Annotated in this window: 37 protein-coding genes and 1 tRNA gene; 18 read left to right on the plus strand and 20 right to left on the minus strand. The window is 65.0% G+C overall.

Annotated elements, in window-relative coordinates; translation table 11 throughout:
• Positions 1 to 5 precede the first annotated feature (5 nt).
• The 3 genes from SSA01S_RS01290 to SSA01S_RS01300 all read left to right on the plus strand — a co-directional run bounded on the left by SSA01S_RS01290 (position 6) and on the right by SSA01S_RS01300 (position 2,060).
• On the plus strand, positions 6 to 392 hold the full coding sequence (locus tag SSA01S_RS01290; protein WP_061778836.1) for a phage tail protein: 387 nt from the start codon (positions 6 to 8) through the stop codon (positions 390 to 392).
• Positions 389 to 1,417: a contractile injection system protein, VgrG/Pvc8 family gene (locus tag SSA01S_RS01295; RefSeq protein WP_061778837.1), complete on the plus strand. Its 1,029-nt coding sequence runs from the start codon at positions 389 to 391 to the stop codon at positions 1,415 to 1,417. The genes SSA01S_RS01290 and SSA01S_RS01295 overlap by 4 nt, the downstream gene beginning before the upstream one ends.
• A 61-nt stretch (positions 1,418 to 1,478) precedes the next feature.
• Entirely contained in the window at positions 1,479 to 2,060 is a 582-nt protein-coding gene (locus SSA01S_RS01300; protein ID WP_061778838.1) for a sce7726 family protein, read from the plus strand.
• On the opposite strand, the gene SSA01S_RS01305 is transcribed toward SSA01S_RS01300, so the two are convergent.
• The 7 genes from SSA01S_RS01305 to SSA01S_RS18965 form a co-directional block, all read right to left on the minus strand.
• The gene (locus SSA01S_RS01305) at positions 2,034 to 3,005 is read right to left on the minus strand and encodes a beta family protein (RefSeq protein WP_061778839.1); all 972 of its coding nucleotides are present in this window, start codon (positions 3,003 to 3,005) and stop codon (positions 2,034 to 2,036) included. The genes SSA01S_RS01300 and SSA01S_RS01305 overlap by 27 nt on opposite strands.
• A 58-nt stretch (positions 3,006 to 3,063) precedes the next feature.
• The gene (locus SSA01S_RS01310; protein ID WP_082794856.1) at positions 3,064 to 3,603 is read right to left on the minus strand and encodes a DUF2939 domain-containing protein; all 540 of its coding nucleotides are present in this window, start codon (positions 3,601 to 3,603) and stop codon (positions 3,064 to 3,066) included.
• A gap of 115 nt (positions 3,604 to 3,718) precedes the next feature.
• Positions 3,719 to 4,075 carry a hypothetical protein gene (locus SSA01S_RS01315; RefSeq protein ID WP_061778841.1) on the minus strand — a complete coding sequence of 119 codons (357 nt, stop codon included), beginning with the start codon at positions 4,073 to 4,075 and terminating at the stop codon, positions 3,719 to 3,721.
• 10 nt (positions 4,076 to 4,085) lie between these two features.
• The gene (locus SSA01S_RS01320; protein WP_061778842.1) at positions 4,086 to 4,550 is read right to left on the minus strand and encodes a hypothetical protein; all 465 of its coding nucleotides are present in this window, start codon (positions 4,548 to 4,550) and stop codon (positions 4,086 to 4,088) included.
• Between the two features lie 47 nt (positions 4,551 to 4,597).
• Complete coding sequence (locus SSA01S_RS01325; protein WP_061778843.1) at positions 4,598 to 4,975, minus strand: hypothetical protein; 378 nt, start codon at positions 4,973 to 4,975, stop codon at positions 4,598 to 4,600.
• A gap of 32 nt (positions 4,976 to 5,007) precedes the next feature.
• Positions 5,008 to 5,553 (minus strand): helix-turn-helix domain-containing protein, encoded by a 546-nt coding sequence (locus SSA01S_RS01330; protein ID WP_156477616.1) that lies wholly within the window; start codon positions 5,551 to 5,553, stop codon positions 5,008 to 5,010.
• Between the two features lie 151 nt (positions 5,554 to 5,704).
• Complete coding sequence (locus SSA01S_RS18965) at positions 5,705 to 6,367, minus strand: helix-turn-helix domain-containing protein (protein WP_244885507.1); 663 nt, start codon at positions 6,365 to 6,367, stop codon at positions 5,705 to 5,707.
• On the opposite strand from SSA01S_RS18965, the gene SSA01S_RS20210 reads away from it, so the two are divergent.
• From SSA01S_RS20210 to SSA01S_RS01395, 12 genes are all read left to right on the plus strand, one after another.
• Positions 6,272 to 6,583, plus strand: coding sequence for a transcriptional regulator (locus SSA01S_RS20210; RefSeq protein ID WP_082794858.1), 312 nt, complete (start codon positions 6,272 to 6,274; stop codon positions 6,581 to 6,583). The genes SSA01S_RS18965 and SSA01S_RS20210 overlap by 96 nt on opposite strands.
• Entirely contained in the window at positions 6,580 to 6,990 is a 411-nt protein-coding gene (locus SSA01S_RS01340; RefSeq protein ID WP_061778846.1) for a hypothetical protein, read from the plus strand. Before SSA01S_RS20210 ends, SSA01S_RS01340 begins: the two co-directional genes overlap by 4 nt.
• Entirely contained in the window at positions 6,987 to 7,229 is a 243-nt protein-coding gene (locus SSA01S_RS01345) for a hypothetical protein (protein WP_061778847.1), read from the plus strand. Before SSA01S_RS01340 ends, SSA01S_RS01345 begins: the two co-directional genes overlap by 4 nt.
• Positions 7,226 to 7,720 carry a hypothetical protein gene (locus tag SSA01S_RS20005; RefSeq protein WP_061778848.1) on the plus strand — a complete coding sequence of 165 codons (495 nt, stop codon included), beginning with the start codon at positions 7,226 to 7,228 and terminating at the stop codon, positions 7,718 to 7,720. The genes SSA01S_RS01345 and SSA01S_RS20005 overlap by 4 nt, the downstream gene beginning before the upstream one ends.
• Complete coding sequence (locus SSA01S_RS20010; RefSeq protein ID WP_244885509.1) at positions 7,717 to 8,031, plus strand: Ogr/Delta-like zinc finger protein; 315 nt, start codon at positions 7,717 to 7,719, stop codon at positions 8,029 to 8,031. The genes SSA01S_RS20005 and SSA01S_RS20010 overlap by 4 nt, the downstream gene beginning before the upstream one ends.
• 111 nt (positions 8,032 to 8,142) lie before the next feature.
• The gene (locus SSA01S_RS01360; protein ID WP_061778849.1) at positions 8,143 to 8,550 is read left to right on the plus strand and encodes a hypothetical protein; all 408 of its coding nucleotides are present in this window, start codon (positions 8,143 to 8,145) and stop codon (positions 8,548 to 8,550) included.
• A 404-nt stretch (positions 8,551 to 8,954) separates the two neighbouring features.
• The gene (locus SSA01S_RS01370; RefSeq protein WP_061778851.1) at positions 8,955 to 9,221 is read left to right on the plus strand and encodes a DUF2312 domain-containing protein; all 267 of its coding nucleotides are present in this window, start codon (positions 8,955 to 8,957) and stop codon (positions 9,219 to 9,221) included.
• A complete protein-coding gene (locus SSA01S_RS01375) occupies positions 9,221 to 9,685 on the plus strand; it encodes a hypothetical protein (protein WP_061778852.1) in 465 nt (154 codons plus the stop codon). Before SSA01S_RS01370 ends, SSA01S_RS01375 begins: the two co-directional genes overlap by 1 nt.
• Positions 9,682 to 9,924: a hypothetical protein gene (locus tag SSA01S_RS01380; protein WP_156477608.1), complete on the plus strand. Its 243-nt coding sequence runs from the start codon at positions 9,682 to 9,684 to the stop codon at positions 9,922 to 9,924. The genes SSA01S_RS01375 and SSA01S_RS01380 overlap by 4 nt, the downstream gene beginning before the upstream one ends.
• Positions 9,921 to 10,181: a hypothetical protein gene (locus SSA01S_RS01385; RefSeq protein ID WP_061778854.1), complete on the plus strand. Its 261-nt coding sequence runs from the start codon at positions 9,921 to 9,923 to the stop codon at positions 10,179 to 10,181. Before SSA01S_RS01380 ends, SSA01S_RS01385 begins: the two co-directional genes overlap by 4 nt.
• Positions 10,174 to 10,437, plus strand: a complete 264-nt coding sequence (locus tag SSA01S_RS01390) for a hypothetical protein (protein WP_061778855.1) — start codon at positions 10,174 to 10,176, stop codon at positions 10,435 to 10,437. The genes SSA01S_RS01385 and SSA01S_RS01390 overlap by 8 nt, the downstream gene beginning before the upstream one ends.
• A complete protein-coding gene (locus SSA01S_RS01395) occupies positions 10,421 to 11,524 on the plus strand; it encodes a tyrosine-type recombinase/integrase (protein ID WP_156477609.1) in 1,104 nt (367 codons plus the stop codon). Before SSA01S_RS01390 ends, SSA01S_RS01395 begins: the two co-directional genes overlap by 17 nt.
• An 18-nt stretch (positions 11,525 to 11,542) precedes the next feature.
• Here the strand turns inward: SSA01S_RS01395 and SSA01S_RS01400 are convergent.
• Positions 11,543 to 11,617: transfer RNA gene (locus SSA01S_RS01400), tRNA-Gln, on the minus strand.
• 62 nt (positions 11,618 to 11,679) lie between these two features.
• On the minus strand, positions 11,680 to 12,783 hold the full coding sequence (locus SSA01S_RS01405) for a branched-chain amino acid aminotransferase (RefSeq protein WP_170171620.1): 1,104 nt from the start codon (positions 12,781 to 12,783) through the stop codon (positions 11,680 to 11,682).
• A 51-nt stretch (positions 12,784 to 12,834) separates the two neighbouring features.
• Between SSA01S_RS01405 and SSA01S_RS01410 the strand changes: the two genes are divergently transcribed.
• Positions 12,835 to 13,332: a MarR family transcriptional regulator gene (locus tag SSA01S_RS01410; RefSeq protein ID WP_058717037.1), complete on the plus strand. Its 498-nt coding sequence runs from the start codon at positions 12,835 to 12,837 to the stop codon at positions 13,330 to 13,332.
• Between the two features lie 197 nt (positions 13,333 to 13,529).
• On the opposite strand, the gene proC is transcribed toward SSA01S_RS01410, so the two are convergent.
• The 5 genes from proC to SSA01S_RS01435 form a co-directional block, all read right to left on the minus strand.
• Positions 13,530 to 14,330, minus strand: coding sequence for a pyrroline-5-carboxylate reductase (gene proC / locus SSA01S_RS01415; protein WP_061778858.1), 801 nt, complete (start codon positions 14,328 to 14,330; stop codon positions 13,530 to 13,532).
• A gap of 10 nt (positions 14,331 to 14,340) precedes the next feature.
• On the minus strand, positions 14,341 to 14,844 hold the full coding sequence (locus tag SSA01S_RS01420; protein WP_061778859.1) for a type III secretion system chaperone family protein: 504 nt from the start codon (positions 14,842 to 14,844) through the stop codon (positions 14,341 to 14,343).
• 138 nt (positions 14,845 to 14,982) lie between these two features.
• Complete coding sequence (locus SSA01S_RS01425; RefSeq protein ID WP_058732624.1) at positions 14,983 to 15,252, minus strand: accessory factor UbiK family protein; 270 nt, start codon at positions 15,250 to 15,252, stop codon at positions 14,983 to 14,985.
• 21 nt (positions 15,253 to 15,273) lie between these two features.
• Entirely contained in the window at positions 15,274 to 15,792 is a 519-nt protein-coding gene (locus tag SSA01S_RS01430) for a TspO/MBR family protein (RefSeq protein ID WP_061778918.1), read from the minus strand.
• A gap of 123 nt (positions 15,793 to 15,915) precedes the next feature.
• The gene (locus tag SSA01S_RS01435; protein WP_061778860.1) at positions 15,916 to 16,650 is read right to left on the minus strand and encodes a TlyA family RNA methyltransferase; all 735 of its coding nucleotides are present in this window, start codon (positions 16,648 to 16,650) and stop codon (positions 15,916 to 15,918) included.
• Between the two features lie 140 nt (positions 16,651 to 16,790).
• Here SSA01S_RS01435 and SSA01S_RS01440 point away from each other — a divergent pair, with 140 nt between their 5' ends.
• Positions 16,791 to 17,471 (plus strand): RBBP9/YdeN family alpha/beta hydrolase, encoded by a 681-nt coding sequence (locus tag SSA01S_RS01440; RefSeq protein ID WP_061778861.1) that lies wholly within the window; start codon positions 16,791 to 16,793, stop codon positions 17,469 to 17,471.
• 257 nt (positions 17,472 to 17,728) lie between these two features.
• Here the strand turns inward: SSA01S_RS01440 and SSA01S_RS19400 are convergent, their stop codons facing one another.
• Both SSA01S_RS19400 and dxs read right to left on the minus strand, forming a co-directional pair.
• A complete protein-coding gene (locus SSA01S_RS19400) occupies positions 17,729 to 17,896 on the minus strand; it encodes a hypothetical protein (RefSeq protein WP_156477610.1) in 168 nt (55 codons plus the stop codon).
• Positions 17,893 to 19,818 (minus strand): 1-deoxy-D-xylulose-5-phosphate synthase, encoded by a 1,926-nt coding sequence (gene dxs, locus SSA01S_RS01445; RefSeq protein ID WP_061778862.1) that lies wholly within the window; start codon positions 19,816 to 19,818, stop codon positions 17,893 to 17,895. The genes SSA01S_RS19400 and dxs overlap by 4 nt, the downstream gene beginning before the upstream one ends.
• A gap of 94 nt (positions 19,819 to 19,912) precedes the next feature.
• Between dxs and SSA01S_RS01450 the strand changes: the two genes are divergently transcribed.
• Positions 19,913 to 20,443, plus strand: coding sequence for a GNAT family N-acetyltransferase (locus tag SSA01S_RS01450; RefSeq protein ID WP_061778863.1), 531 nt, complete (start codon positions 19,913 to 19,915; stop codon positions 20,441 to 20,443).
• A 12-nt stretch (positions 20,444 to 20,455) separates the two neighbouring features.
• On the opposite strand, the gene SSA01S_RS01455 is transcribed toward SSA01S_RS01450, so the two are convergent.
• The 4 genes from SSA01S_RS01455 to SSA01S_RS01470 all read right to left on the minus strand — a co-directional run bounded on the left by SSA01S_RS01455 (position 20,456) and on the right by SSA01S_RS01470 (position 24,228).
• Positions 20,456 to 21,145: a hypothetical protein gene (locus SSA01S_RS01455; RefSeq protein ID WP_061778864.1), complete on the minus strand. Its 690-nt coding sequence runs from the start codon at positions 21,143 to 21,145 to the stop codon at positions 20,456 to 20,458.
• A 106-nt stretch (positions 21,146 to 21,251) separates the two neighbouring features.
• A complete protein-coding gene (locus SSA01S_RS01460) occupies positions 21,252 to 21,563 on the minus strand; it encodes a hypothetical protein (protein WP_061778865.1) in 312 nt (103 codons plus the stop codon).
• Positions 21,564 to 21,729: 166 nt separating this feature from the next.
• Complete coding sequence (locus SSA01S_RS01465; RefSeq protein WP_061778866.1) at positions 21,730 to 22,323, minus strand: hypothetical protein; 594 nt, start codon at positions 22,321 to 22,323, stop codon at positions 21,730 to 21,732.
• Positions 22,324 to 22,422: 99 nt separating this feature from the next.
• Complete coding sequence (locus SSA01S_RS01470; protein ID WP_061778867.1) at positions 22,423 to 24,228, minus strand: DUF885 domain-containing protein; 1,806 nt, start codon at positions 24,226 to 24,228, stop codon at positions 22,423 to 22,425.
• Between the last annotated feature and the right edge of the window lie 126 nt (positions 24,229 to 24,354).

Consider the following 24,354-nt stretch of genomic DNA (forward strand, 5'->3'; position numbering starts at 1 on the left):
GACCGATGCTGCTTGCACTCGGCATGTTCGCCTTCGGCATCGACACGCTGGCCTTCGACGCGATTCAGCGCAAGTCGAGCTGGCGTCATGCGACCGCCACCCGCATCGGTGCCCGCGACGCCACCCAATTCACTGGCCCCGGTGACGAGACGATCTCGCTCCCCGGCTCGGTCTTTACCGAGATCGCCGGTGGCGAGGTTTCGCTCGACGAGATCCGCCGCATGGCGAACACCGGCGACGCATGGCCGCTCGTCGACGGCCGGGGCTATGTCTACGGCGCGTTCGTCATCACCACCCTGACCGAAACCAAGAAGCATTTGTGGCCCGACGGCGCGCCGCGCCAGATCGACTTCGCGATCGAGCTGCTGCGCGTCGACGAGGACGAAGCATGATCCAGTTCGTCCCCGACTACCGCGTCACCGTCGACGGCCGCGACATCACCCAGATCATCGCCGGGCGCGTGACGCTGTCCGGCGGACGCACCCGGCCTCGCCTGATCTCCATGGGGATTGCTGAAAAGCGTGGCGAGGAAGCCGACACCTTCGATCTGGTCCTGGACGACAGCGACGACGCGCTTGACTTGCCTCCCACCGGCGCGCGGATCCGCGTCTCGCTCGGCTGGCGCCAGGGCAGCGGCGTGACCATCGGCCTGGTCGACAAGGGGGAGTTTCACGTCGAGACGGTCGCACATGGCGGATCCCCGGCCGCGCTGACCATCCGCGCGAAGGCTGCGGACTTTACCGCCGGGCTGAAGCAGCGGCGCGAGAAAGGTCACAACGCCACCACCCTGGGTGGCATCGTCACGGAGATCGCCGGACGCCACCAGCTGAAACCCCGCTGCGCGGCCGCCCTGGCTTCGATCGCGGTCCATGCAAAGGCCCAGAGCCGGGAAAGCGATCTGGCCTTCCTGCGCCGCCTGGGGCGCGAATACGATGCCGTGGCGACCGTCAAGGCGGGCGCGCTGATCTTCAAACCCGTGGGCGATGGCAAATCCCCCTCCGGCACCGCCCTCCCCTCCGTCACGATCGTCCGGTCCTCCGGCGACGCCCATCAATTCGACCGCCAGAAACGCGACGACAGCGAGGGGGTGCAAGCCACCTGGCACAACCGCGCCACCGGCAAGCGCGAGAAATTCGTATCCGGCAAGCCGGACGGCGCCCGCCACCTGTCGCGCGTGTACGCGACCGAGGACGCCGCCCGCCAGGCCGCGACCGCCGCCCATGGCCGCGCCGCGCGCGAACCGGTCAGCTTCTCGATCAACCTGGCGCTGGGCCGCGCCGATCTCGGGCCCGAGCAGAAGGCGAAGGTCAGCGGCTTCAAGCGCCAGATCGATGCGATCGACTGGCTGGTGACCGAGGTGTCGCACAGCCTGGGCGATCGGGGCTTCACCTCGCAGGTAAAGCTAGAACAGGCCTAGTTCTGTTGAACGAAACAAAATTTAATGACATCCTAACGGCTCACCCGTAGGGGCACGTCGCATGCGTGATATCGACGTCAGACTGGCTGTACGGAGTCGCCTCGTTGCTGAGCATGAAGGTGATGCTGACACGAGAATCGTCGAAGAGATGGGCATTTGGCACGGCTCGGTTCGTATCGACATGGCTGTCATCAACGGCTCATTGAGCGGGTACGAACTGAAAAGCGAGCGCGACACGCTGGACCGTTTGCCCGTGCAGGCAGGCCTATACAGTCGGGTATTTGATCAGCTTCATTTGGTGGCTGCATCCAAGCACATGCGACACGCAGAAGCAGAAGTACCGGATTGGTGGGGCTTAATCATAGCTCACGGTGAGCGAGACGGGGTCCAACTGGAATTATACCGCCAGCCACAGCAGAACCCGGCGGTAGAGGCCATACAAATTGCCCGCCTGCTCTGGAAAGAGGAAGCCCTTGAGCTGCTCGAGGCAGCCGACGCCGCGCGTGGTGTTCGCAGCGCTTCCCGTGAAAAGGTGGCGCTGCGGCTTACCGAAGCCTTCGCGCTCCCTGAATTGAGCGCGAAGGTTCGACGTTGCCTAAAGGATCGCCAGGCTTGGTTAGGGAAGCCTGTCTGCCACCAGTGAGATGTGGCGATTGGCAGCATATTCTGACCATTTCTGCCGACCTGATCGACGGGTAATGTTTGCGGCTGCGGCCTGAAATTCGGCATCGGCCCAACAGCCGGTCACGTGATTAAAGCCGTTGTACCCGATGATGATGTTCGCATGCGACTGATGCTGCGTTGCCATTGGCAAGCCGTATGCGCCGCCCGTCTGGACCCCCTTGATGATAAGCCAGGCGTTATCCAGCGTGTATCGTGCGCTTACCGTCGCACTACCCATAGCCGGACCCGGCGGTTCGGTCAGGTCGGGATGACCAGTTAGATAGTCGCTGTAGTCCAGACGGAATGGAACCTGCTGCGTCACGATGTTCCACAGCACCCAGTCGGAGCGTGGCAGCACGTTATTCCCACGTAGCAATCCGCTATGGTCCTTGGGGGCAGCGGCAGCGCTTAACGTAACCGAGCGATAATGTACATAGATCGCAAAGGATTGGCGCATGACCATGTCCACATAACCAGCGTAAGACGCGATATCCACGCCGCCTAAGTGACCAACATTAATGACCAGATCGATATCGTTGGGGTTCCAGCCCTGAGACAAGACCCACGCATGGACATGTGGCAGTTCGGCCAATGTCGCTTTGACGATATGCCCATGACCATCGATCAGGCCTGTCGCCATGGCCATATACTGCGCGGGGTACTGCATTCCAACGACAGGCATCGTTGGAATTCCGCCATTGCGCATGCCGTTCAACATGGTCTGAAAGGCGGTAGCATGGCCACTGTGATTGGCGTTGAAGCTGCCGTCGAGACCAGTGAGATTGCCAGCCCAAATCGCCGCGAGTCCCGGTGCAAAGCTATTCGTCGCACCTTCTCCGATATGGAAGACCGGCAGTATGCGTGCACGCGCTTGAGGCGTTAGCGTTGCCAAAGCGTTTATTTCTCCCGCCTTCGCCTTCATCATCGGCAGGTATCGAAAACGTCCCAAATCCTTACCCTCCCCTGTTATTATAATATCTATTTCATTCAGGAATCCGCATTGCCGAAAGCTGCCAGCCAAGGCCGTGGCGCGTGAAGATCAGGCCGTTGCCGTCATCCTTCGTAGCGCGGCGCAGGCGAAACTGGTCCAGACCTGTTCGGTCGACGATGAGGTCGCTTCCAGTTGCGTCGACCTTGGTGATCCCCTCCGGCCCACTGGTCTTGTTTTTGACGAACACCTTTCGCATCGTTGCGGGCGTAATCATGCCATCGACCATTCCGTCGACCATATTCATGGCCAGCGCCGCCCCTAGCGCCGCCATGCCATTGCCCTCTTTCGTGAATTCGGCAGCAGCTTTCGCCTTCAGTTCTTCTTTCAGGCTGGATCGCAGGGCAGGGAAATCGATGTATGACGCCAGCTTATCGGTGTCGCCTTGCTCGGCAGCCGTGCGCATTTGGTGAAGCGTGTACCGGGGTGACCCCCAATACCAGCCGCCCGCCAGAGCGATCAGCAGCACGATGACCGCAATGATTGGTCCCTTTTTCATTGATCCACCCCCTGTACCGAAGACTATCCAAACCATTTCGGTCACAACCCGGATTTAACACTCCGAAACCCGCAGAAATCCGTCACCCCATACAAAATCATACCTGATTTTACCGGGATGGCGCCACGTCGGTGTCGCCGCCAAGTGCCGGTTAATGCATGAAATCTCTGTCATGGCCGCGCCTACCGCGCCGCTCCAGATAGCCGTCCATCATATCCCGACCCGCATCGAGCAGGCGGACCGTCCCGTCATCCTCTCCCGACCCCGCCAAGCCCCTGGCGATCAGCCAGCCGATATACGGCTCGGCAATCTCACGTTCGACATGGGCGGCGATCAGCAGCTCGTGGCGCGTTGCGACCCGGCCCTCCGCATCAAGGATGTAGAGGATCAGCAACATATCCCATGCAGGCTCGCCGAACCCGCCCTCGACGCCCACGAACGCGGCGTCGCGATCCCGGCGCGAGGCGAAGATATCGGCGGCCATGCGCGCCCGTTCGACGCGCATCATGCCACACCCGTCAGACGACGATCGGCCGTCCGTCCAGCGTCTTCCAGTCCGGCTCGATCAGCCCGGCCGCGCGCCTGGTGCGATAGCGCCAGGTCCCGGCGGCCGTCGCCAGCAGCATCGGATAGGCCCAGATCTGCAACTCTATCGCGTAACCCGTGGCGTGCATTGTCGGATCGATCAGCTTGGCCAAGTGCGCGACGATCGCCGCCAATTGCCAGCCCGCGACCCACAAAGGCCAGTGCCTGGTCGACTTGGACGCCAGCACCGCCAGCGCCAGCAACAGCGTCACGTCGACCAGCGCCGATCCCACCGCCAGTGCCGAATAGGCCCGCCCGTCGACCAGACGGTGGACCAGCTCGTCCGCCGCAAACGCCCCGAGCTGAAGCAGCGCGGACGCCCGCTCGGGCGCGCCGCCCCGCGCCAGCGCATAGACGCCGGTCGCGAGCAGCACGCCGAGGAACAGAAACAGGCTCATGGCCTACTCCTTCGGGCCTGGTCGCGCACCGCGTCAACCCGGGTTGGTCAAGCCGCATCGGCCTGCACGACCGCCAGCTGGGCGCCGGTGCGCATCGGCGCGAGGGGATCGGCTTCGCGAGGCGTGTCGCCATGGTCACCATAAGCGCGGGCCGGGACGGCCATGCCATCGGCGATATCGCGAAATCCGTAATGGGCGGTGTGCACCGCCTTGCGCGCCAGCATCAGCGTCTGTTGCGCACTGACCACCTGGTCGATGGCGTCATGCCCCGAATGCAGCGGCAGGCGCGCCGCGCGGCGCCCTTCGATGGCGGCGGACGAAGCCTGTGCCAGCAGCACGAACGCTTCATCCAGCAGTTTTTCGGCACGCATCAGGGGCAGGCCCACGGCCTGCGCCACACCGATCCGCGTTTCCATGCTCGACATATCGACCTCCCCGGCGGGGGAGGTCCCCGCGATTATCCTGTCAGTCGATCGAAGGCACGAAGCACGGGCTTCGCGACGGGTGGCAACCCGCTGCCCAACGCCATAGCCAGCGTCAGGGCGGCAAGCGACGCCACCGCGATCAGCCCGATCCGTCCCAGCGTCTGCAACAGCGTGAGCGTGTTGAGGCGCCTGCCTTCTCCCAAGGTGGGCCAGAACGGGGCTGCCCCGATCGACTGGTCAGGGGTTAGGGCTGCGGCGGTCGGGCCGGATACCCGTGCAGAATCGTACTGCGATTCCGCAGGGGGCACTTCGACGGGGGCGATATCCCGCCCTTCCCCCTGCAATATCGGGGTTTCGCCAAATACCAGCGCGGCCGCCTGGCGCCGATCGCGCGCACCGGTCAGCTCGATCGCCTCGGCAAGATACTTGTCAACCGTCGACTTGCTGAGGCCCAGCTGCGCCGCGATCTCCTTCGACGTGGCCCGGTGCGACCAGACCAGCCGCAGACATTCGCGCTGGCGCGGCGACAGCGCGATCGGCCGGGTTTCGTTAGGAGGAAAACCACGGTTTTCCGCCATCGCCGATGGCCGGGCACTGTCCGATCCTTCGATTTCGGGCCGGGGCGGCTCGCTCATGTGCGACGTGCGACGATGACCGGGCGGCTGGTCCGCGCGACTCCGGCGTGCGAGCGGGGTTGCACCCCCTGTGAGATCGCCTGCTCGGTCACGGTCAGGCTTCGCGATTCGCTGTGGCGAGATCTGCGTCGGCTTCTGATGACGCCGCAGGATGGTCCGTCCGCGTCCCCGACCAAGTCCGCAGACCTTGCAGAGATGACAGCGCAATGGGCAGCTTACGTGCAAGCAGCCGAGCTTGCGATGCCCGCGACGCCTTCGGGTCGAGCCCCGCAAGCATCCCCTCGAACATCAGGGCTAGAGCCTCCTCCGATCCAAGCGTGACCTCCAGGCGGGCTGTCAGGGCTATTGGGGGCGGAGGTAAGGGGGCGTTCTCTTCTGGATCCGATATCTCGCCAGCAAGATAAGCCGGTGTGGTGTGCAGAACCTGCGCAATTTTAACGATCGACCGGGATGAACGCGAGTCGCCGTTTATAAGGGAATTAATAGTGCTCTGACGGACGCCTACCCGTCGCGCCAACTCAGCCTGCGAGATGCCAATCGCGATCCGTCGCTCTTCGATACGGGCACCAAGGGTCATGCGAGCCTTATCTAACGGCTCATCGTTAGATGAAACTCCTGTTATTCGTTTGACACCATAACGGCTAGTCGTTAGGTCGTTCTTATGAGCCTGGAACATCAGATCAATTCCGTCCTTGCCGAAGCGGTTCGCGCCGCTGGCAATCAGACGGCGTTCGGTCGCCTCATTGGGAAGCGGCAATCATCAGTCCGTGAATGGCTGAAAAATGACCGCCCCCTTCCTGCTGAACATGTTCTCGCGATCGAGGAAGCGACGGGCATCTCGCGTCACCGTCTCCGCCCCGATATATATCCCGAACCCACCTCCTCCGTACTCCCAGGCAACGAGGTGGTAGAGGGCGGCGCGCCGATTGAGAACGGCAATCGGCGCGCCGAAATGCAGTGTGTTAAGCCATGACCACACCGGCACAGCATCCGGCCCCATGGCCGCTGTTCGAGGTGACGGTCGGGGGCTACAGGCCCTTCATCGTCGCGGCCTACAGCCGCAGCGCCGCGCGCTACGCCAGTTTCCTCGACTGGACGGACGGCAAGTTTGGCGACTTCCTTCGCCGCGTGTCGATCCGCAAGGTCCCCGCGACCGCGATCGTCATCGATCCCTACGACTATGTCCGCCGCAACTATCGCCGTGACATTCGTCACGGAACGCGGGTGAAGATCACCGGGGAAGGCGCTGGCCTGGAGGGTGCGAAGGGCACCGTCATCCACCCAGGTCGCGAAAGCACGGCTTACGCCCATGTCGTCCTGGACGGTTCCAAGCACGCCATGACCGTCCACCCCCTCAGCATCATCGTGGAGGCCGCATGACCCAGGACCTGTTCATGCACGGACTTGGCTATGCCAGCCTGATCGCGATCTTCTGCCTGGCGGGCGTAGCGGCGGTGGCCACGATCGCCCGCTCGCTTACCGGCAACGCCGCCAAGATCTCCGCCGCCCTGCGCGGTCAATGGTTCGTCGTCCACCACCAGGCCCCGCCCGTCCGCCCGCGCCCCCGCGCCGTCGCGGTCATCATACCCGAAAGCACGAAGATGCGGGACGCGGCGTGACCCTTCTCCGTGCGCCCCTCACCTATGCTGACGCCGCTACACGCGTAGCGGGCGTGATTGGATGGGACGGGGTCTGCTCAACCGCCGACCGGTCGCTGCGCGCGGTGCGCCACTGGTCGGACCCGAAATCCCAGACCGTCCCCACGATCGCCCAGGCACAAGCCCTCGACGCCGCCTATATCGCGGCCGGTGGCCAGGGCGCGCCCTTCCTGGACGCCATGGAATTCCAGCTGGGGATCCAGGTGCAGCGCCAGGAGGCGTGCACCCGCGCCCTGCTGGACGAGATCGCCACGGTCAGCCGCGAGGCTGGCGAGGCTATCGCGGCGGCCATCCGTATCACCCAATCCAACGCCTCTCCGCTGGACGCCCTCCGCGCGTTCGCAGAGGTGGAACAGGCCGGCAGCGCGTTCGACGCGCTGATGCGCCGCCTGTCGAGTTTCCTCCCGTCCGATGTCAGCGGCGCGGGGAAAGACGGGGGTCCACTCAAGTGAAGAAGAAAATTGTCCGTATCCCGGCGATCGCGTGTCCGCATTGCGGGTCGCGGTCCATCACGCGCGACAGCGTCGAGATCGACCTGTTGACGCGCGAGTTGCGCTGCAATTGCGAGAACGACGCCTGCGGCCACACTATGGTCGTGCAGCTCGCGGTGATCCGCACCATCCGGCCAAGCGACACGCCGAACCCGGCGGTGATCCTGCCCGTGGGTCAGTGGCGCGCACGCCCCGCCAATGACGACGAGAAGCAGTTGTCGCCGGTCAACGACAATGAGGTGAACGTCGTGGAAGCGACGCCTCCCGGATGACGCCGCCCTGATCCCGGCGGTCTGACCGCCCCACCCTGACCCGTCTTTCCCCACCCGGCGATCACCCTGTCGCCGGGAGCCCCTTCGCTTTGCCTGAAAGGATCGCCTCCCATGCTGCATGTCGCGCTCCCCTCGATCGCCGCCTGTACGCCGCTGACCCCCGACGCCTATCTACAACTGCGCCGGGTCGCCGCTGGCCTGTCGCACGACGACGTGGCGCGGCGCATTGCCCATGGGCGCGAGGACGTCAGCATCGCCGCACAGCTGGTCCGCTCGCTGGAAACCCCCGGCGTCCGCGCCCGGCTGACCGCCACCCTCGACCGGCTGCGCATCGTCTTCCCGTTCGACCGGGAAGTCTATCACCAGCTCCACCACGCCCCCGCCTCCACCCACCCGCGGATTTGTCGCGGCTGCGGGGTCAGCGCCTGGGATATGGAGACGGCGCCCGGCGTCGACGCTGGCGGCTGGCATGACGATGTGACCTGTCTGGCCTGCGCCAGCGTGAAGGGCCGCCATTGATGCGCCGCGATCCGCTCCCCCGCTGGGTCCGGCTCCTCGGCACCATCGTCATCGCGATCATCGCGATCCCCTTCGTCCTCGTCACGATCGCCGCGCAGGCGAAGGACACGCGGCGGTGATCGCATGGTCGGGACCGGCCTCTGTCGTGGCGACCGCGCCGTCTATCTCGGGCTTGGCCAGGCGCGCAGCAAGCACTGTGACGTTCTGTCCGTGCGTGGGATCCACGTCTCGGTCCGGTTCGACACCGGCACCGCGTGCCGGGCGCTGGCCAAGGACTGCCACCCTATCCCACGCCGCCCGCCTCCCGAATTCTGACCCGCCCGGCTCTTGTTGAGGCCGTCTCTACAAGAGTCGCCTCTGGCCAGCGCCGCGAACACCACCCCACCAGCCACAGGATGACCCAAATGCCCGACGCCAACGAACTTGCCGATGCAGCCGGTAATATCACCGCCGATGAACTGCGCCTGCTGATCGAGCGCGCAGAGCGCCTGGAAGAGGAAAAGAAGGGCCTTAGCGAAGACATCAAGGATGTTTTCGCGGAGGCGAAGGCCCGTGGTTACGACCCCAAGGCCATCCGCACCATCATGAACATCCGTAAGAAAAAGCGGGAAGAGTACCAGGAAGAGGAAGCGATCCTGGAGGTCTACATGAAGGCCCTGGGGATGATCTGATGTCGATCGCCACCACCTTCACCCTCCGCTGTGATCGCTGCGGCGTCCAGGCGATCGTTGTCGATGGCAACGCCCGCCCGGACGGCTGGGGCGGCATCGCGGCGCGGCGTCACGGTGGTGGCGCCAGCGTCGGCAAGGACGGCTTGGACGATCTCTGCCCGACCTGCATCGACGACTTGCTGACCGTTTGGTTTGCCCAGGTCCCCGCCACCGCCGCGCCGATCGCGACCCCGGCTCCCCGCCCCCGGCCGGTCTTCACGATCGAGGACCGCAAGCGGGCGATCGACAGCGCGACCGGCGCGCTCCTGACCAGCCTAGAAGCGCTCCGCCAGAACCTGCGCGATGACCCGACAAGCATCCTTACCGATCAGCTCCCCGCCGCGCTGACCGAGCCGCTGGCCTTTCACGCCCACGCGATCGTCACCGCCATCGTCCGCCGCCTCAATCTCGAAGATCCTGCGTGATGTACGCCACCCTGACCCAAAGCCTCCGCGCGCTCGAGGTCGTCCGCGACGCCGATGTCCGCCGCGCCGATCCCACACACTATCGCGAGGCGATGGCCCGCGCGTTGATCGTCGACAACGCGATCACCGCGACCCTGCAGCTCGCGGCGGCCGTAAAGGCGGCCGCTGCTGGCGACACCGCCCCGGCCGTCACGGTCGTGGCTGCGCTTCGCCTGGACGAATTGGAGGTGCGGTCATGAAACGCGGAGGAACCGTCACCGTGGCCAAGCGCCCCACCGTATCGACCCAAACGGCATCGGCGGGCTGCGTCACATGCCATGGGCAAGGCACCGGCTGGACCGGTGCGAACGCCCTCGCTCTTGCGGCACGCCATCACGACGCAACCGGACACGCGACCTGGTGCGATACGCACCTCTCCGTCCGTTACGGCTCCGCCAAGCCTGACACCCGCCAGATCGATATCGAAGATGCGATCAAGGAGGCCACCCATGGGTAGCGCGTCCGAGGCCTTCGATCCTTATGCGCGCCTGCAAACCAAAGCGGGGATCTGCGTTTATCTCGGTCACATCAGCGTCGCGACCTACGACGCCTGGTGCGCCAAAGGCGTGGTGCCCGGCCCGGTACGCGGCACGAATCGTTACGACATACGCGCTCACGATCTGCTGCTCGATCGCCATGCTGGTCTGTTGAAGGCCAACACCGCTCTATCGCCACTCGAACAATGGGAGGCGGAGCGTGCGCGCGCGTCTTAAAGGGGTATTCAAGTCCGAGAAGAAATTGGCGGACGGATCGCGTCGGGTCTATTATTTCTTTCGCGGTCACGGGGCATTGAAGCCGCTCGACGGCGACGAACAGCAGCCATTCGCGCCAGGCACCCCGGCCTTCATGCGCGCCTACAACGCTGCGATCGAAGCGCCGCGTGTCGCGCGAACCGCAGGCACTCTCCAAGCCGTCATCGACGCCTATGAGAAAAGCCCGCAATTCACGAAGCTCGCACCCCGCACTCAGCGAGATTACGGCGCTGCCCTCATAAAGATCGGTGATAAATTCGGGACGCACCCCCTGGTGGTGGTCGAAGATCCGAAGATCCGCATACGCTTCCTCGAATGGCGGGACCTACTGGCTAAGTCGTCCCCCCGCCAGGCGGATGCCGTCCTTGGGGTCCTGCGCATTGTGCTGGAATGGGGCCGCGATCGCGGTCACCTGATCCACAATCACGCGACTCGCCCGAAGAAGGTCTACCGCGCCGATCGCGCTGACAAGCTGTGGCTACCGTCAGACATCGAAGCGCTACGCGCGGTGGCCACGCCGGAAATTCTGCTGGCGTTCGAATTGGCGCTGGGGACTGGTCAGCGGAAGGGCGACCTACTGGCGCTGACTTGGTCGTCCTATGATGGTCAGCGGATCCACCTCCGCCAGGCAAAGCGCAAGCGCTTCATCGACATGCCGGTCACGAAATCGCTGAAAGCGATCCTGGACGCACAACCGCGCACGGCCGCCACCATCCTGACACGCAACGGAAAACCATGGGGTGCGGTCAACTTCGACCACCGCTGGCGAGGGACGGTCCTGAAGGCCGGACGAAACGGCCTGCACTTCCACGATCTGCGCGGAACCGCCTGCACCGTCTTGGCGCAAGCTGGTGCGACGCCGTCCGAAATCGCCGCGATGCTGGGTTGGACCGTCTCAACGGTCGCTCGAATGCTCGACCTCTACCAGGCGATGACCGCCTCGCTGAGCGATTCTGCGGTCGCCAAGATCGAGGCTCACCAAACCAAATTGCAGAACGATGTGCAGAACGCCGCACCCGCTAAACTAAATTCGGGGGTAAATTCGTGAAAAATGCAATGAAATCAATGGCTGGGGCGGCAGGATTCGAACCTGCGTATGACGGTACCAAAAACCGTTGCCTTACCGCTTGGCGACGCCCCAGTGGAGAGGCGCGCCTTATACCCGGCGCGCCGTTCTTGAAAAGCCTTATTTACCGCGAAATATCAGCCCAGGCGGCGCATCCAGCCATGGAGGTCTGGGGCTTGGCCGCGCTGAATCGAGACCAGCTGTTCGCGAAGGCGCGTGGTCAGCTGGCCGGGGCCGCCGCTGCCGATGGTGAAGCGGCCCGCGGGCTCGGCGACGCTGCCGATCGGGGTGACGACGGCGGCGGTGCCGCAGGCGAAGGCTTCGACCAGGCGGCCGCTGGCGGCGTCGGCCCGCCATTGGTCGATGGCATAGGGCTCCTCGCGCACGGTCAGGCCCTGGGCGCGGGCAATGGTCAGGATCGAATCGCGGGTGATGCCGGGCAGGATCGTGCCGGTCAGCGGCGGCGTGACCAGACTGCCGTCATCGAACACGAAGAAGACGTTCATGCCGCCCAGTTCCTCGACCCAGCGGCGCTCCACCGCGTCGAGGAAGACCACCTGGTCGCAACCATTGGCGATCGCTTCCTTCTGCGCGAGCAGGCTTGCGGCGTAGTTGCCGCCGCACTTGGCCGCGCCGGTGCCGCCCGGTGCCGCCCGCGTGTAGCCTTGGCTCACCCAGATCGACACGGCGGGCGCGCCGCCCTTGAAATAGGCGCCGACCGACGAGGCGATGACCATGTAGAGATATTCGGCCGAGGGCTTCACGCCCAGGAACACTTCGCTGGCGAACATGAAGGGGCGGAGGTACAGCGCGCCGCCATCCTGTTCGGGAATCCAGTCGCGCTCGACCTCGACCAGCCGCTCGATCGATTCGAGGAAAAGGTTCTCGGGCAGTTCGGGCATCGCCATGCGACGCGCCGAGTCTTGGAAACGGCGGGCATTCGCCTCGGGCCGGAACAGCGCGGTGCCGCCATCAGCCAGGCGATAGGCCTTCATCCCCTCGAAGATCTCCTGCGCATAATGCAGGACCGAGGCGGCCGGATCGATGCTCAAGGGCACGCGCGCGGTGATCTGCGCATCATGCCAGCCCTTGTCGTCGCTATAGCGGATCAGGGCCATGTGATCGGTGAAAACGCGCCCGAAACCGGGGTCTACCAGACGCGCCGACCGCTCGCTCGCCTCGACCGGGGTCTGGCAAGGATCGAACCGAAACGTAAGGGATTGATGCGCTTCCATGATCATCTCTCTGTTTTGGGTTGCCGTGGCCTAGGGCGTGTGAGTAGACGGGTCAACATGGCTGCCTCGAACCAGTCCGCATCGGCACAGTTTCTCCGTGAACCAGAACTCCGTAGGGGTATGGAATTGCTGTATTTCGGCAATAGCCATCTCGTGCGCTCGATCGATCGCGGTCTCGCCGCGCAGGGGCTGGGCCGTGCCCATCACCGTGCGCTTTATTTCATGGCCCGCAAGCCCGATATGACGGTCAGCGAACTGCTGTCGCTGCTGGCGATCACCAAGCAATCGCTGGGCCGCGTGCTCAACGAACTGGCGACGCGCGACCTGATCGAGACGCGACCGGGCGACCGCGATCGGCGGCAGCGGCTGTTGCGGTTGACTCCGGCCGGGGCCGCGATGGAGGCGGAGTTGTTCGACGCGCTGCGCGAGAAGCTGTCCAAGGCCTATGCGCGCGCGGGGCAGCAGGCGGTGACGGGCTTCTGGACGGTGCTGGAGGGGTTTATCCCCGAGAACGAGCGTGCCAGGATCGAGGATCTGCGCTCTAACGACGGGTGATAGGGTTCGCGCGAAGAAGTTTGGGTTTCGCGCGGAGGCGCAGAGGACGCGGAGATGTTACGAGCGACGCGCCGCCGGGCGTTTTACCACCAGCGGATGAAATGACGAGATTGCCATCAGCAATCTACGTCCGCATCCATCGCTGTTCCGCTCGCAAAAATCTCTTCGTGCCGTCGCCGCTTCGCGTGAACTAAAAATCAGCCACGCGCGGCTTGCGCCATTTCGCGATTACGCCGTTCGGACGCCTTCAGCGTATCGGCCATGAGCCGCTTGAGCGCATCGTTCATGTCCAGCACGTTCAGCCCCTCGCGGGTCGAGCCGCCTGGACTCGCGACGCGGTCCGCCAGCACGGATGGCGCAGCATCGGCCGTAATCGCCATGGCCCCTGCCCCGTCCACGGTAGCCAAAGCCAATTGCTGCGCTAGTTCGGGTGCCAGCCCCAGCCCGATGCCCGCCTGCGCCATGGCATCGATGAAGCGAAAAACGAAGGCAGGGCCACACCCCGCCAGCGCGGTGACGGCGTCGAACCGCGCCTCGTCGTCCACCCAGGGGGCCAGGCCGAGCGGGCGGGCCAGCGCCTCGGCGGCGTCACGGACGGCGCTGTCGGGCGAGCGGGTATAAAGAGCGGTAACGCCCTGCCCGATCGCGACCGGCAGATTGGGCATCAGCCGCACGACTGCGCCCGCCGGGATTTGGGCGGCAAGCGTCTGCTCCTCCACGCCCGCCAGGATCGAAAGCAAAATCGCCGGGTTCAAATGCGCCAGAGTCGGCGCGATGTCGTTCAGTTGCTGCGGCTTGAACCCCAGCATCAGGATCGCAGGTGTCTCGTCGATGGGAAGTGCGGTCAACGAGCGGACGCCCTCTGGCGCGCGGGTGCCGCTGCGGGTGATGACGGTGACCTGCGCCGGGTCCAACCCTTCGGCCAGCCAGCGGCGGAGCATCGCGCCAGCCATGTTGCCACATCCGACCAGCCAGATCGGTCCGGCGGGAAAGCTCATGCTCGCCAATTTACGCTTCGCCCTGGGTCTCGATCAGCGCGGCGGCCAGCGCCTCGCGCGGGGTCTTGCCGCCCCACAGGACGAACTGGAACACGGGGTAGAAGCGCTCGCATTCCTCGATCGCCGATTCGACCAGCAACTCGGTGGCGGAAAGGGAGATGGTGCCGTCCTCGCCACCATCGACCATCGCGGCGTGACGATAGAGCAGGATGCCGCTGTTGGACCACAGTTCGAAATGGCCGATCCAGAGCTGTTCGTTGACCAGCGCCAACGTCTCATAGATGCCAGCGCGGCGATCCTCAGTCACCTTTATATCGGGAAACGCCAGGAATTGCAGGACGCTGTCGTCGTCGCGCCACAGCGCGCGCAGTTCGTAGGTCGCCCAACTGCCCTTTACCGTCGCAACGATTTCCTCGTCGTGACGCTCATGTTCCCACCCATGCGCGGCGAAATACGCTTCCAGCATATCGATGGGGGCCGAATCATCGGCTTCATGATCGGTCGACTCAAGCATCACTGGCCCTTGCGAACAAACCCAGACCGACGCAGGTTGCACCGCTCCGGGGTCCACCGCAAGCAGCGGGCGGCCGATTCCTGTGGATAGCTGCCCGCATCCGTGGAGCAAGCAGCCTTTCCCAGTTGGCGATGCCGGTCAGGATTCGGTCCCGGTCGTCGTCGCGCCCAGCCGCGCCTCCAGCGCGTCCAGGCGCGCCTTCAGCGCATCGGCCTCGTCGCGAGCGGCCACCGCCATCGCCTTGGCGACCTCGAACTCTTCGCGGCTGACGAAATCGAGACCGCCGATCCATTCCCGCGCACGCGACCGCGCGCTAGCTTCGGCCTCGCGGCCCATGCCCGCCACGGTGCCGGCCAGGCCGTTCATCACCTTGGCGAAATCGTCGAACAGCTTGTTGTCGGCCTGCATATCAAATTCCCAAAAATCGTTTCACAGCATTTGGGAGGTCTGGGCCCCCGGCACAAGCTTTTCCGCACCCGGATTCAGCTGATCGATCCGCCAGTTGAGCACACCGGCAAAGGACAGCCACACCAGATAGGGCACCATCAGCCATGCCGCGCCCTTGCGAATGCGCGAGAACGCAATGGTGGTGACGATGGACAGCAGCAGGATGCCGACGATCACGAACAGCGCCACGCTCACCTTGTGCGCGCCGAAGAACAACGGCGTCCAGGACAGGTTGAGCAGGAACTGGACCACAAACAGGGCGATGGCGACACCCCGCCCCCTGGCGCCGCGCGCATGGAGGATCATCGACAGCGCCAAGCCGATCATGATGTAGAGCGTCGTCCACACCACCGGAAAGATCCAGCCCGGCGGGTTCAGCTCGGGCTTGACCAGCGCCATGTACCAGCCATTCTCGCTACCCGAAGGCACGACACGGCCCGACGCGAAGCCGAGCAGCAGGATCAGCGGCACGATGACGATCGCCCAGCGCAGGAAAGACATCCGCAACTGATCCTTCGATGCGATCGTACCCACTCGTCCCTCTTTCGCCATGATGCCCGTCGATCTGCCCCAGCGACCCGGGGCCGTAAACGGATAAGGTGAACGTTATTACAGCCGCCCCGTTCAATTTCGGGATGCGGCCACCAAAAACTCGATATTGCCTTCCGGCCCGGTGATCGGGCTCTGCGTGACGCCCGCCACCGACCAGCCGCCGGTCGTCAGCCACGCGACGACCTGATCGCAGACCCGCTGGTGCACGTTCGGATCGCGCACGACGCCGCCCTTGCCGACCTCTTCGCGCCCCGCCTCGAACTGCGGCTTGATCAAGGCCAGCAGCCGCGCGCCGGGCTTGGCGAAGCTCAGCGGGCGCTCCAGCACCTTGGCCAGGCCGATGAAGCTGGCGTCGCACACGATGATGTCGATCGGCTCGGGGATATGCGCCTCGGTCAGGATGCGGGCGCTAGTCTGTTCATGGACGATAACGCGCGGGTCCTGACGCAGGGACCAGGCGAGCTGGTTGGTGCCGCTATCGACCGCATAGACCCGCGCGGCACCCTTTTGCAGCAGCACATCGGTAAAGCCGCCGGTCGAACTGCCGACATCGATTGCAACGCAACCGGTCACGTCCCAGCCGAAATGCTCCAGCCCATGCGCCAGCTTGATGCCGCCGCGCGACACCCAGGGATGATCGCGCCCGCGCACGTCGAGGTTCGCGTCCTCGGCCAATTGCTGGCCGGGCTTGGCAATCTTCGTCTCACCCGAAAAGACCAGGCCCGCCATCACCAGCGCCTGCGCGCGCGAACGGGATTCCACGAGTCCGCGGTCCACGAGCATCTGGTCGACACGCAGCTTGGCCATGCCTCGCCCCTACCCCCCGGCTCGGTCCGTCGCAAGTCGTCATCCATTGGGCGCGAACGCTATTGCCTATCTTTTTAGTAGGAATACATTCCATACCAAGGATCGGGAGTCGACCCGGCCCGGAATCGAGGAGATGCCATATGGGTTCGTTCGCATCCTATGAGGCCCGCAAACCGACGGTCCTCACCGTACCTGGCCTGGGAGGCTCAGGCCGCTCGCACTGGCAGAGTTTGTGGGAAGAGGCGCGCCCCGATACCATCCGGGTCGAACTCGGCATGTGGTCGACGCCGCATCGCAACGCCTGGGTCACGCGGCTGGACCAGGCGATCCGGCAGGCGCAGGCACCGGTGATCCTCGCCGCGCATTCGCTGGGCTGTCTGGCCGTCGCTTGGTGGGCGGAACTGTCGCCCCAGCCCTATGGCTGGCCGGTCGCAGGCGCCCTGCTGGTCGCGCCCGCCGATGTCGACCGCGCGGATGCCCCAGAAGCGCTGAAGGGCTTCGCCCCCAGCCCGCGCACGCCGCTCCCCTTCCCCTCGATCCTGGTCGCGAGCCAGGACGATCCCTGGATCTCGATCGAACGCGCGCACAGCCTGGCGGTCGACTGGGGCAGCCACTTCGTCGATGCGGGGCCGCAAGGGCATATCAATGCCGCCAGCGGTCTCGGCTGGTGGCAGGAAGGGCAGGAACTGCTCGGCCGGGTGATCGCGGCCAGCGGCATGGACCGACCGACGCCGTGTGGGCCGTTGTCGCCCAGCGAAGCGCGGGCGGTGCTGGCGGTAAATGCGACGGACGCGGCGCAGGCGCATTATCTGGGGCGGTGAGTTGTTCGCCCCGTCCAGCCTGAGCTAGGTCGAAGGCCAAGGGGAACCCTTATCAATCAGCGTTCCCCGGCGAAGGCCGGGGCCCAGTTTCGGTGAAGATAAGAGGTAGTAGAAACGACGCGTGGGAGGCCAAGGCTATCGGTGGCAAGGCCTCCCACGCCCATTCACCGCGCCTTCGTGATCGCTCAGCGACTGGGCCCCGGCCTTCGCCGGGGAACAGATTCTGTTTTGGGTCGGGGCGTGGCCTAAATTCTAACTCAGGCGGAACGGGCGCTTTGATCGGACTCGATCGTCTCCCGCTCCGCCTCGGCCTTGGCCGCCGCCGTGGCCTGCTTCATTCGCCGCCACATCCGCACATTCACGCCGATCATCATGACCACCGCCAGCGTCGTGAAGACGATGACGGCGGTCCAGCCCCGGATCACGCGCGCGCACCCTCGTTGATGTTGGCGCTGTTGTGGCGCAGCGCCTTCAGCACCGTTTCGACGATCGCGTCGGCATCCAGCCCGGCTTGGGCGTACTGCACTTCGGGCTTGTCCTGATCCTGGAAGATATCGGGCAGGCGCATCGTGCGCAGCTTCAGCCCGCCGTCGATCAGCCCTTCGTCCGACGCCATGGTCAGCACATGCGCGCCGAAGCCGCCGATCGCATTCTCCTCGATCGTCACCGCCACCTCATGGGTGGTCAGCATCCGGCGGATCAGCGCCTCGTCCAGCGGCTTGGCGAAGCGCAGGTCGGCGACCGAGGTCGACAGCCCCTTGGCCTCCAGCGTGTCGGCGGCGCGCAGCGCCTCGGCCAGGCGAGTGCCGAGCGAGAGGATCGCGACCTTCTTGCCCTCGCGCACCACGCGGCCCTTGCCGATCTCCAGTAATTGCGGAACGTCAGGCAGCGCCACGCCGACACCGTTGCCGCGCGGATAACGCACTGCGATCGGGCCGCTGTCGTGGTTGACGCAGGTATGGACCATATGGACCAGCTCCGCCTCGTCGGCGGCCGCCATCACGACCATGTTGGGCAGGCTCGCCAGATAGGTGACGTCAAACGAGCCCGCATGGGTCGCCCCGTCCGCCCCAACCAGACCGGCACGGTCGATCGCGAAGCGGACCGGCAGGTTCTGGATCGCGACGTCATGGACCACCTGGTCATAGGCGCGCTGAAGGAAGGTGGAGTAGATGGCGCAGAAGGGCCGCATCCCCTGCGCCGCCAAGCCCGCCGCGAAGGTTACGGCATGCTGCTCGGCGATGCCGACGTCGAAGAACCGCTCGGGATGCGCATTCGCGAACCGATCCAGACCGGTGCCCGAGGGCATCGCGGCGGTGATGGCGCAAATGCGAGGATCGCTGTCGGCTTCCTTCGCCAGCGTTTCGCCGAACACGTTCTGGTAGGCGGGCGGCCCCGGAGGTGCCTTGGCCTGGGCGCCGGTGATGACGTCGAACTTCTGGACGCCGTGATATTTGTCCGCCGCCGCCTCGGCCGGGGCATAGCCCTTGCCCTTCTTGGTGACGACGTGGATCAGGATCGGGCCTTCCTCGGCGTCGCGGACATTCTCCAGCACCGGGATCAGGTGATCGAGATTGTGGCCGTCGATCGGGCCGACATAATAAAAGCCCAGCTCCTCGAACAGCGTGCCGCCCATCGTCATGCCGCGCGCGAACTCGTCGGTCTTCTGCGCCGCCTTTTGCAGCGGACGCGGGAAGCGCTTGGCGAGCTTCTTGAGCACGTCGCGCACGCCCAGGAACTCGCGGCTCGACACCATGCGCGACAGATAGGCCGACAGGCCGCCCACCGGTGGGGCGATCGACATGTCGTTGTCGTTCAGGATCACGACCAGCTTGTTGCCCGCCTGCTCGGCATTGTTCATCGCCTCATAGGCCATGCCCGCCGACATCGCGCCGTCGCCGATCACCGCGATGCCCTTGCCCGGCGTCCCCGCCAGCTTGTTGGCGATCGCAAAGCCGAGCGCCGCCGAGATCGAGGTCGAGCTGTGTGCCGCGCCGAAGGGGTCGTATTCGCTCTCGGTCCGCTTGGTGAAGCCCGACAGGCCGCCGCCCTGGCGGATCGTGCGAATCCGGTCGCGCCGCCCGGTCAGGATCTTGTGCGGATAGCATTGGTGGCCGACGTCCCAGATCAACCGGTCATCGGGCGTGTTGAAGACATAGTGGAGCGCGACCGTCAGTTCGACCACGCCCAGGCCGGAGCCGAGATGCCCGCCGGTGGTGCCGACGGCCGAGATCGTCTCGGTCCGCAATTCGTCGGCGAGCTGCCGCAGCTGTTCGGGCGCCAGTCGACGCAGATCGTCGGGAGTCTGAACCGTGTCGAGCAGCGGGGTCTGAGGAATGTCTGCCATCCCACCGGCTTATCCCAGCAAATCGATGGTGTCGATTGCCACTATTCACCGTACCGTCATTGACGCATGCGGAATTTTGTCCCGAAAAGACCGCATGTTCACCTATCGCTGGGCCGAAACCGCCGACATTCCCGCCATCGCCACGCTGATGGAGCGCGCCATCGCGGTACTGCAGCAGGGTTTCCTGTCCCCCGAAGAGATCACCGCCAGCCGCGCGGTCATGGGCCTGGACACGCAACTCATTGCGGACGGCACCTATCTGCTGGCCGAACGGGATGGCAGGCTGGCGGGCTGTGGCGGCTGGAGCGCGCGGGCGACGCTCTATGGTGGCGATCACAGCCATGACCTGCGCGACGCGGCGATGCTCGATCCGGCGACGGACCCGGCCCGCATCCGGGCCATGTATGTCGATCCCGATTTCGCCCGGCAGGGGCTGGGCCGCGCGATCCTGGTGCGGTGCGAGGCGGCGGCGCGCGAGGCCGGATTCCGTTCGGCCGAGATGATGGCGACGCTGGCGGGCGAGCCGCTTTACCGCGCGTGCGGCTATGCCGCGATCGAATCGGTGCACTCCGCACCGGTCGAAGGCGTTCGCGTGCCGCTGATCCGCATGGGGAAACCCCTTTAACCGACGCCCCCTTTAACCGGCGGACACCGTCCTCAGGCGCGGGAAGACATCGTCGATCGGCTTGGTATCGGGCAGGATATAGACATAGCCGCCCTTCTTGCGGAATGTCGGCCGCAATTGCCGCGTATAAAAAGCCTGGGGCACGTTGATGCAGCCAAAGGTGATACGATTGTCGTCGGGCGTCGGCGACAGCATTCGCTCGCGACGCTTCTCGCGCGCGCCTGCGTCCTTGGGGATCGGGTGCAACGCGACCGAGGTCGCATAATCGACCCACAGCACCCGCTCCCCCGCCACCGGCAGGCCGAACTTGGCGAGATAGCGCCCGGCGGGGGTCGTCTTCTCCGCCGGACCGAGCGAGGCCAACGTCTTGGTGCCGACACCAGGGCTGGCATCGTCGCCCGGCATAATGCCGATCAGGACCGGCACCGCCGCCATCTGTTTGCCGTCGGATGCGAACAGGAACAGCGTCGCATTGACCTTGTCGACCACCGCCCAGGGCAGGCCGCGATTGTCCTGCGAGGACGCCACCCAGTCGATGACACGCTGCGCGGACGCCGAGGGGGTCAGCACAGGAGCCGGCTCCGCCTGGGCTTTGGGCTTCGACTTGCGCGCGGAGGCCTTGGGCGGTTCGGCCCGACGTGCATCGGCGACGGAGGGGAAAAGCAGGGCAAGACCGGCCAGCGGCGCCATCAGAAATTTCATCGGAGCGTTATACTCAAGCAAAAGGCCGGTCCTTCCCCGATAAAGGGGAAAGACCGGCACGGCATTTTATCAGTCTATCGCAGGACCGACAGGATCAATGCTGCGATCAATGGCGCGGGCGACGCGCGGGCTTCTGTTCCTGCACGGTCAGGCGCTGTTCGACGCCATCGACGCGACCGGTCAGCTGATCCAGCCGCTGGCCATTGGCCTGGGACTGGCCCGATGCCGCCTGCGCCTCGGCCAGCGCCTGCTTGGCGGTGCCATCGGTCTGCTGGAGCCGCTGTTCGAGCGAATCAACGCGCTGGCTGACGGGAGCGATCTGCTCGCGCACGAAGGACTTCGTGGCGCAACCACCAAGACTGACGGCACCGGCCAAGGTCACCACGGCAAGCAGGGATTTCGATGCAAAAGCAGACATAAACACTTCTTTCAGTCGTTAACCAACCGCAACAACGAAGCCGAGTGCGAAAAGTTCGACAATCCCGATTGTGTTCGACCGTGCCGGTTTTTCGACCAAGCGTTGATCACCGAATACTTACGAACACTTGGAAATTTCACGATTTTGTTAAGTCAGCGTTCAGAATCTAACGCTTTCGTGACACGCGTTTCGCAAAGGGGTCGCGCGGAATGCCGTCGGCACCACCCTGGTCGCGCGACGCCTTGGCGGGAACGACCTTCCGGGCTGCCACACAGTTGCGCAGCGCGGCGATCGCGGCTCCGCTTCCGTCGAGCGACAGGCGTTCGACCGGCACGTCGCCCCGTGCGATGTCCAGCCGCTGAGACTTGGCGAGATAGGTCGGGAAGGCACGCTCGAAGCTGGTGACGAAGCCCTGCTTGCCGTCTGCGCCCAGCCCGATGGCGAAATGCTTGGGATAGCCGCCGCTCGTCAGCCGGAAGTCCAAGGCCAGCCGCTCCTTCGGCTTGATCGACCAATTGGCGTTCAGCACGGTTAGATGGTTCGACCCGTCGCGGTCCAGCCCGAGCAGCAGCGTCGTGTCGCCCGGCCGGTCATAGATGCGCGTCAGGAAACATCCGTCGCCATCCTCGCTGATCGCCAGCGTCCAGTCGCCGACTTTCCGCGGCAGGGTGTCCTTGTCGGCGGCACTGGCCCCGTTTGGCGATAGCGCAGCCGCCAGACCGAGTAGCGATAGAGCGGACAGACGACGTGAAAGCTTCATAGACTTCTTCCTCCACCGCCGACCCTATCCGCCCGGACCGCCATTGGCCAAGCCCAAGCCCCCTTCCACTCCTCCCCTGCAAGAGGTGGAATGAACGGCTTATGCCATCCGCTCGCGCACCACCCTCTCCAGCACGTCGAGCGGCATCGCGCCCAGCGTCAGGACGCGGTGGAATGCCTTGGGGTCCCATTTCGCGCCCGCCTTGGCCTTCGCTTCGTCACGCAGCCGGGTCCAAACGGTGTGGCCGATCTTGTAGCTGCACGCCTGTCCCGGCCAGACGGTATAGCGGTCGATCTCTCCTTGGCTGCGACCGCGCGCGATGCCGGTGGTGGCGATGAAATAGTCGGTCGCCTTTTCGCGGCTCCAGCGCTTGGCGTGCATCCCGGAATCGACTACCAGCCGCGTCGCGCGGAAGAGCAGCGATTGCAGATAGCCGACCTGGCCGAGCGGATTGCCCTCATACAGGCCCATCTCGTCGGCCAGCTGCTCGGAATAGAGCGCCCACCCTTCCGAATGGCCCGAATAGTAGACACCCCGGCGGATCAGCGGAATGTCGTTGCTTTCCAACGCCGACATGACCTGCAGGTGATGGCCCGGCACCGCCTCGTGATAGGTCAGCGTCGCCAGCCCGAATTTGGGTCGGTCGAACGTATCGCGCAGATTGATGAAGTAGATGGCGGGCCGCGAGCCGTCGAGCGAGGCGGACTGGTAATAACCGCCCGGCGCACCCGCCTGGATCGCCTCGGGCACGCGGCGGATTTCGACCGGGGCCTTGGGCAGCACCGCGAACTGTTCGGGCAGGCGGCGGGTCATCGCCGCGACCTGCGCGCGCAATTGTTCGAGCAGCGCCTCGCGACCGGCATCGGTGTTGGGATAGAGCTGGTCCGGGCGCTTGTTGAGCCCGACCAGCCGCTCTCCAACACTGCCCTGCCCCATGCCCTGCGCCTTCAGGATGGCATCGATCCGTGCGCCGATCTCCGCCACCTGCGCCACGCCCAGCCGATGGATGTCGTCGCCCGACATCCTGGTGGTCGTCGCGGCGGCCGCGGCGGCGGTGTAATAGGCCTCGCCATCGGGGAGCCGCCACACGCCCGCGTCATGCACCGCCCGGCCGCGCAATTCGGTGACGAGCGCACGTTGCCGGTCAAGCGCGGGAAAAACCTTGTCCGCCATCAACCGGGCAACGGCCTGCGCCCGTTCGGGCGGCAGGTTCGCGGCCTTCAGCTTGGCGGCCAGATCGGTGGCGGGCCCGGTCGCCTCGGGTGCCTTGTCGCGGACCGCCGCCAGCTGCTTCAGCGCGGTATCGAGGATATAGTCGGGGGCGAACACGCCCTTGGCGGCATCCTGCCGCTGGCGCTCAGTGTCCGCATCGATCGCGCCCGCGAACGCCTCGACCCGCGCGACATAGGCGTCGGCGTCGGCCGCGTTCGTCACCTGGTGCTGGCTCGACAGGAAATCGGGGACATCGCGATACGCCCCCGACAACTGGCTGAGCACATAAGGCGCATATTGCCCTGCGCTGGTCCCATAGGCGAACCGCTCGCCCGCGATCACCTGGTCCAGCCCATAGCCGACGATATCGTAATCGAGCCGCGCCGCCTCCCCCAGCGAGGCGCGCGGGATGGTCCGCAGCGCTGCCAGCTCCTGCCGCGCCCGCGCGTATTGGCGGGCTTCCCCGGCGCGCGACACATCGCCGAGCTTGCTCTTCAGATGCGCGCGTGGCCCCGTATCCAGCCCCAGCGAGGTAGCCTGTTCGGGACTGTCCTCCAACCGCGCATAGAAGAAGCGGTCGAGCATCGCCCGCAGCTCCGCATCGCGCGAACCGGTCGCCGCGCGGGCCAGACCCGGCCAAGCGGTGGTGACGGCGGCAAGGCTGGCGGAGGCAAGAAACTGGCGACGCTGCATGGACGATCCCGGCAATTATGACGTGATTGCCAAGGCTAAGCCCCTGATCCTGCGATGCAAGGCGAAAAGCCACCCGCCCCGGTCTGCACCGTTTCTGCACCGAAAGCGCGCCGGATCATCAGCACG

Source organism: Sphingomonas sanguinis NBRC 13937 (assembly GCF_001591005.1).
Classification (GTDB): domain Bacteria; phylum Pseudomonadota; class Alphaproteobacteria; order Sphingomonadales; family Sphingomonadaceae; genus Sphingomonas; species Sphingomonas sanguinis.

Excerpts from the sequence above, each read along its gene's own strand:
- SSA01S_RS01290 (WP_061778836.1), top strand. The coding sequence starts at position 6 with ATGCTGCTTGCACTCGGCATGTTCGCCTTCGGCATCGACACGCTGGCC.
- SSA01S_RS01295 (WP_061778837.1), top strand. The coding sequence starts at position 389 with ATGATCCAGTTCGTCCCCGACTACCGCGTCACCGTCGACGGCCGCGAC.
- SSA01S_RS01300 (WP_061778838.1), top strand. The coding sequence starts at position 1,479 with ATGCGTGATATCGACGTCAGACTGGCTGTACGGAGTCGCCTCGTTGCT.
- SSA01S_RS01305 (WP_061778839.1), bottom strand. The coding sequence starts at position 3,005 with ATGATGAAGGCGAAGGCGGGAGAAATAAACGCTTTGGCAACGCTAACG.
- SSA01S_RS01310 (WP_082794856.1), bottom strand. The coding sequence starts at position 3,603 with ATGGTTTGGATAGTCTTCGGTACAGGGGGTGGATCAATGAAAAAGGGA.
- SSA01S_RS01315 (WP_061778841.1), bottom strand. The coding sequence starts at position 4,075 with ATGATGCGCGTCGAACGGGCGCGCATGGCCGCCGATATCTTCGCCTCG.
- SSA01S_RS01320 (WP_061778842.1), bottom strand. The coding sequence starts at position 4,550 with ATGAGCCTGTTTCTGTTCCTCGGCGTGCTGCTCGCGACCGGCGTCTAT.
- SSA01S_RS01325 (WP_061778843.1), bottom strand. The coding sequence starts at position 4,975 with ATGTCGAGCATGGAAACGCGGATCGGTGTGGCGCAGGCCGTGGGCCTG.
- SSA01S_RS01330 (WP_156477616.1), bottom strand. The coding sequence starts at position 5,553 with ATGGCGGAAAACCGTGGTTTTCCTCCTAACGAAACCCGGCCGATCGCG.
- SSA01S_RS20210 (WP_082794858.1), top strand. The coding sequence starts at position 6,272 with ATGAGCCTGGAACATCAGATCAATTCCGTCCTTGCCGAAGCGGTTCGC.
- SSA01S_RS01340 (WP_061778846.1), top strand. The coding sequence starts at position 6,580 with ATGACCACACCGGCACAGCATCCGGCCCCATGGCCGCTGTTCGAGGTG.
- SSA01S_RS01345 (WP_061778847.1), top strand. The coding sequence starts at position 6,987 with ATGACCCAGGACCTGTTCATGCACGGACTTGGCTATGCCAGCCTGATC.
- SSA01S_RS01360 (WP_061778849.1), top strand. The coding sequence starts at position 8,143 with ATGCTGCATGTCGCGCTCCCCTCGATCGCCGCCTGTACGCCGCTGACC.
- SSA01S_RS01370 (WP_061778851.1), top strand. The coding sequence starts at position 8,955 with ATGCCCGACGCCAACGAACTTGCCGATGCAGCCGGTAATATCACCGCC.
- SSA01S_RS01375 (WP_061778852.1), top strand. The coding sequence starts at position 9,221 with ATGTCGATCGCCACCACCTTCACCCTCCGCTGTGATCGCTGCGGCGTC.
- SSA01S_RS01385 (WP_061778854.1), top strand. The coding sequence starts at position 9,921 with ATGAAACGCGGAGGAACCGTCACCGTGGCCAAGCGCCCCACCGTATCG.
- SSA01S_RS01390 (WP_061778855.1), top strand. The coding sequence starts at position 10,174 with ATGGGTAGCGCGTCCGAGGCCTTCGATCCTTATGCGCGCCTGCAAACC.
- SSA01S_RS01405 (WP_170171620.1), bottom strand. The coding sequence starts at position 12,783 with ATGATCATGGAAGCGCATCAATCCCTTACGTTTCGGTTCGATCCTTGC.
- SSA01S_RS01410 (WP_058717037.1), top strand. The coding sequence starts at position 12,835 with ATGGCTGCCTCGAACCAGTCCGCATCGGCACAGTTTCTCCGTGAACCA.
- proC (WP_061778858.1), bottom strand. The coding sequence starts at position 14,330 with ATGAGCTTTCCCGCCGGACCGATCTGGCTGGTCGGATGTGGCAACATG.
- SSA01S_RS01420 (WP_061778859.1), bottom strand. The coding sequence starts at position 14,844 with ATGCTTGAGTCGACCGATCATGAAGCCGATGATTCGGCCCCCATCGAT.
- SSA01S_RS01425 (WP_058732624.1), bottom strand. The coding sequence starts at position 15,252 with ATGCAGGCCGACAACAAGCTGTTCGACGATTTCGCCAAGGTGATGAAC.
- SSA01S_RS01430 (WP_061778918.1), bottom strand. The coding sequence starts at position 15,792 with ATGTCTTTCCTGCGCTGGGCGATCGTCATCGTGCCGCTGATCCTGCTG.
- SSA01S_RS01435 (WP_061778860.1), bottom strand. The coding sequence starts at position 16,650 with ATGGCCAAGCTGCGTGTCGACCAGATGCTCGTGGACCGCGGACTCGTG.
- SSA01S_RS01440 (WP_061778861.1), top strand. The coding sequence starts at position 16,791 with ATGGGTTCGTTCGCATCCTATGAGGCCCGCAAACCGACGGTCCTCACC.
- dxs (WP_061778862.1), bottom strand. The coding sequence starts at position 19,818 with ATGGCAGACATTCCTCAGACCCCGCTGCTCGACACGGTTCAGACTCCC.
- SSA01S_RS01450 (WP_061778863.1), top strand. The coding sequence starts at position 19,913 with ATGTTCACCTATCGCTGGGCCGAAACCGCCGACATTCCCGCCATCGCC.
- SSA01S_RS01455 (WP_061778864.1), bottom strand. The coding sequence starts at position 21,145 with ATGAAATTTCTGATGGCGCCGCTGGCCGGTCTTGCCCTGCTTTTCCCC.
- SSA01S_RS01460 (WP_061778865.1), bottom strand. The coding sequence starts at position 21,563 with ATGTCTGCTTTTGCATCGAAATCCCTGCTTGCCGTGGTGACCTTGGCC.
- SSA01S_RS01465 (WP_061778866.1), bottom strand. The coding sequence starts at position 22,323 with ATGAAGCTTTCACGTCGTCTGTCCGCTCTATCGCTACTCGGTCTGGCG.
- SSA01S_RS01470 (WP_061778867.1), bottom strand. The coding sequence starts at position 24,228 with ATGCAGCGTCGCCAGTTTCTTGCCTCCGCCAGCCTTGCCGCCGTCACC.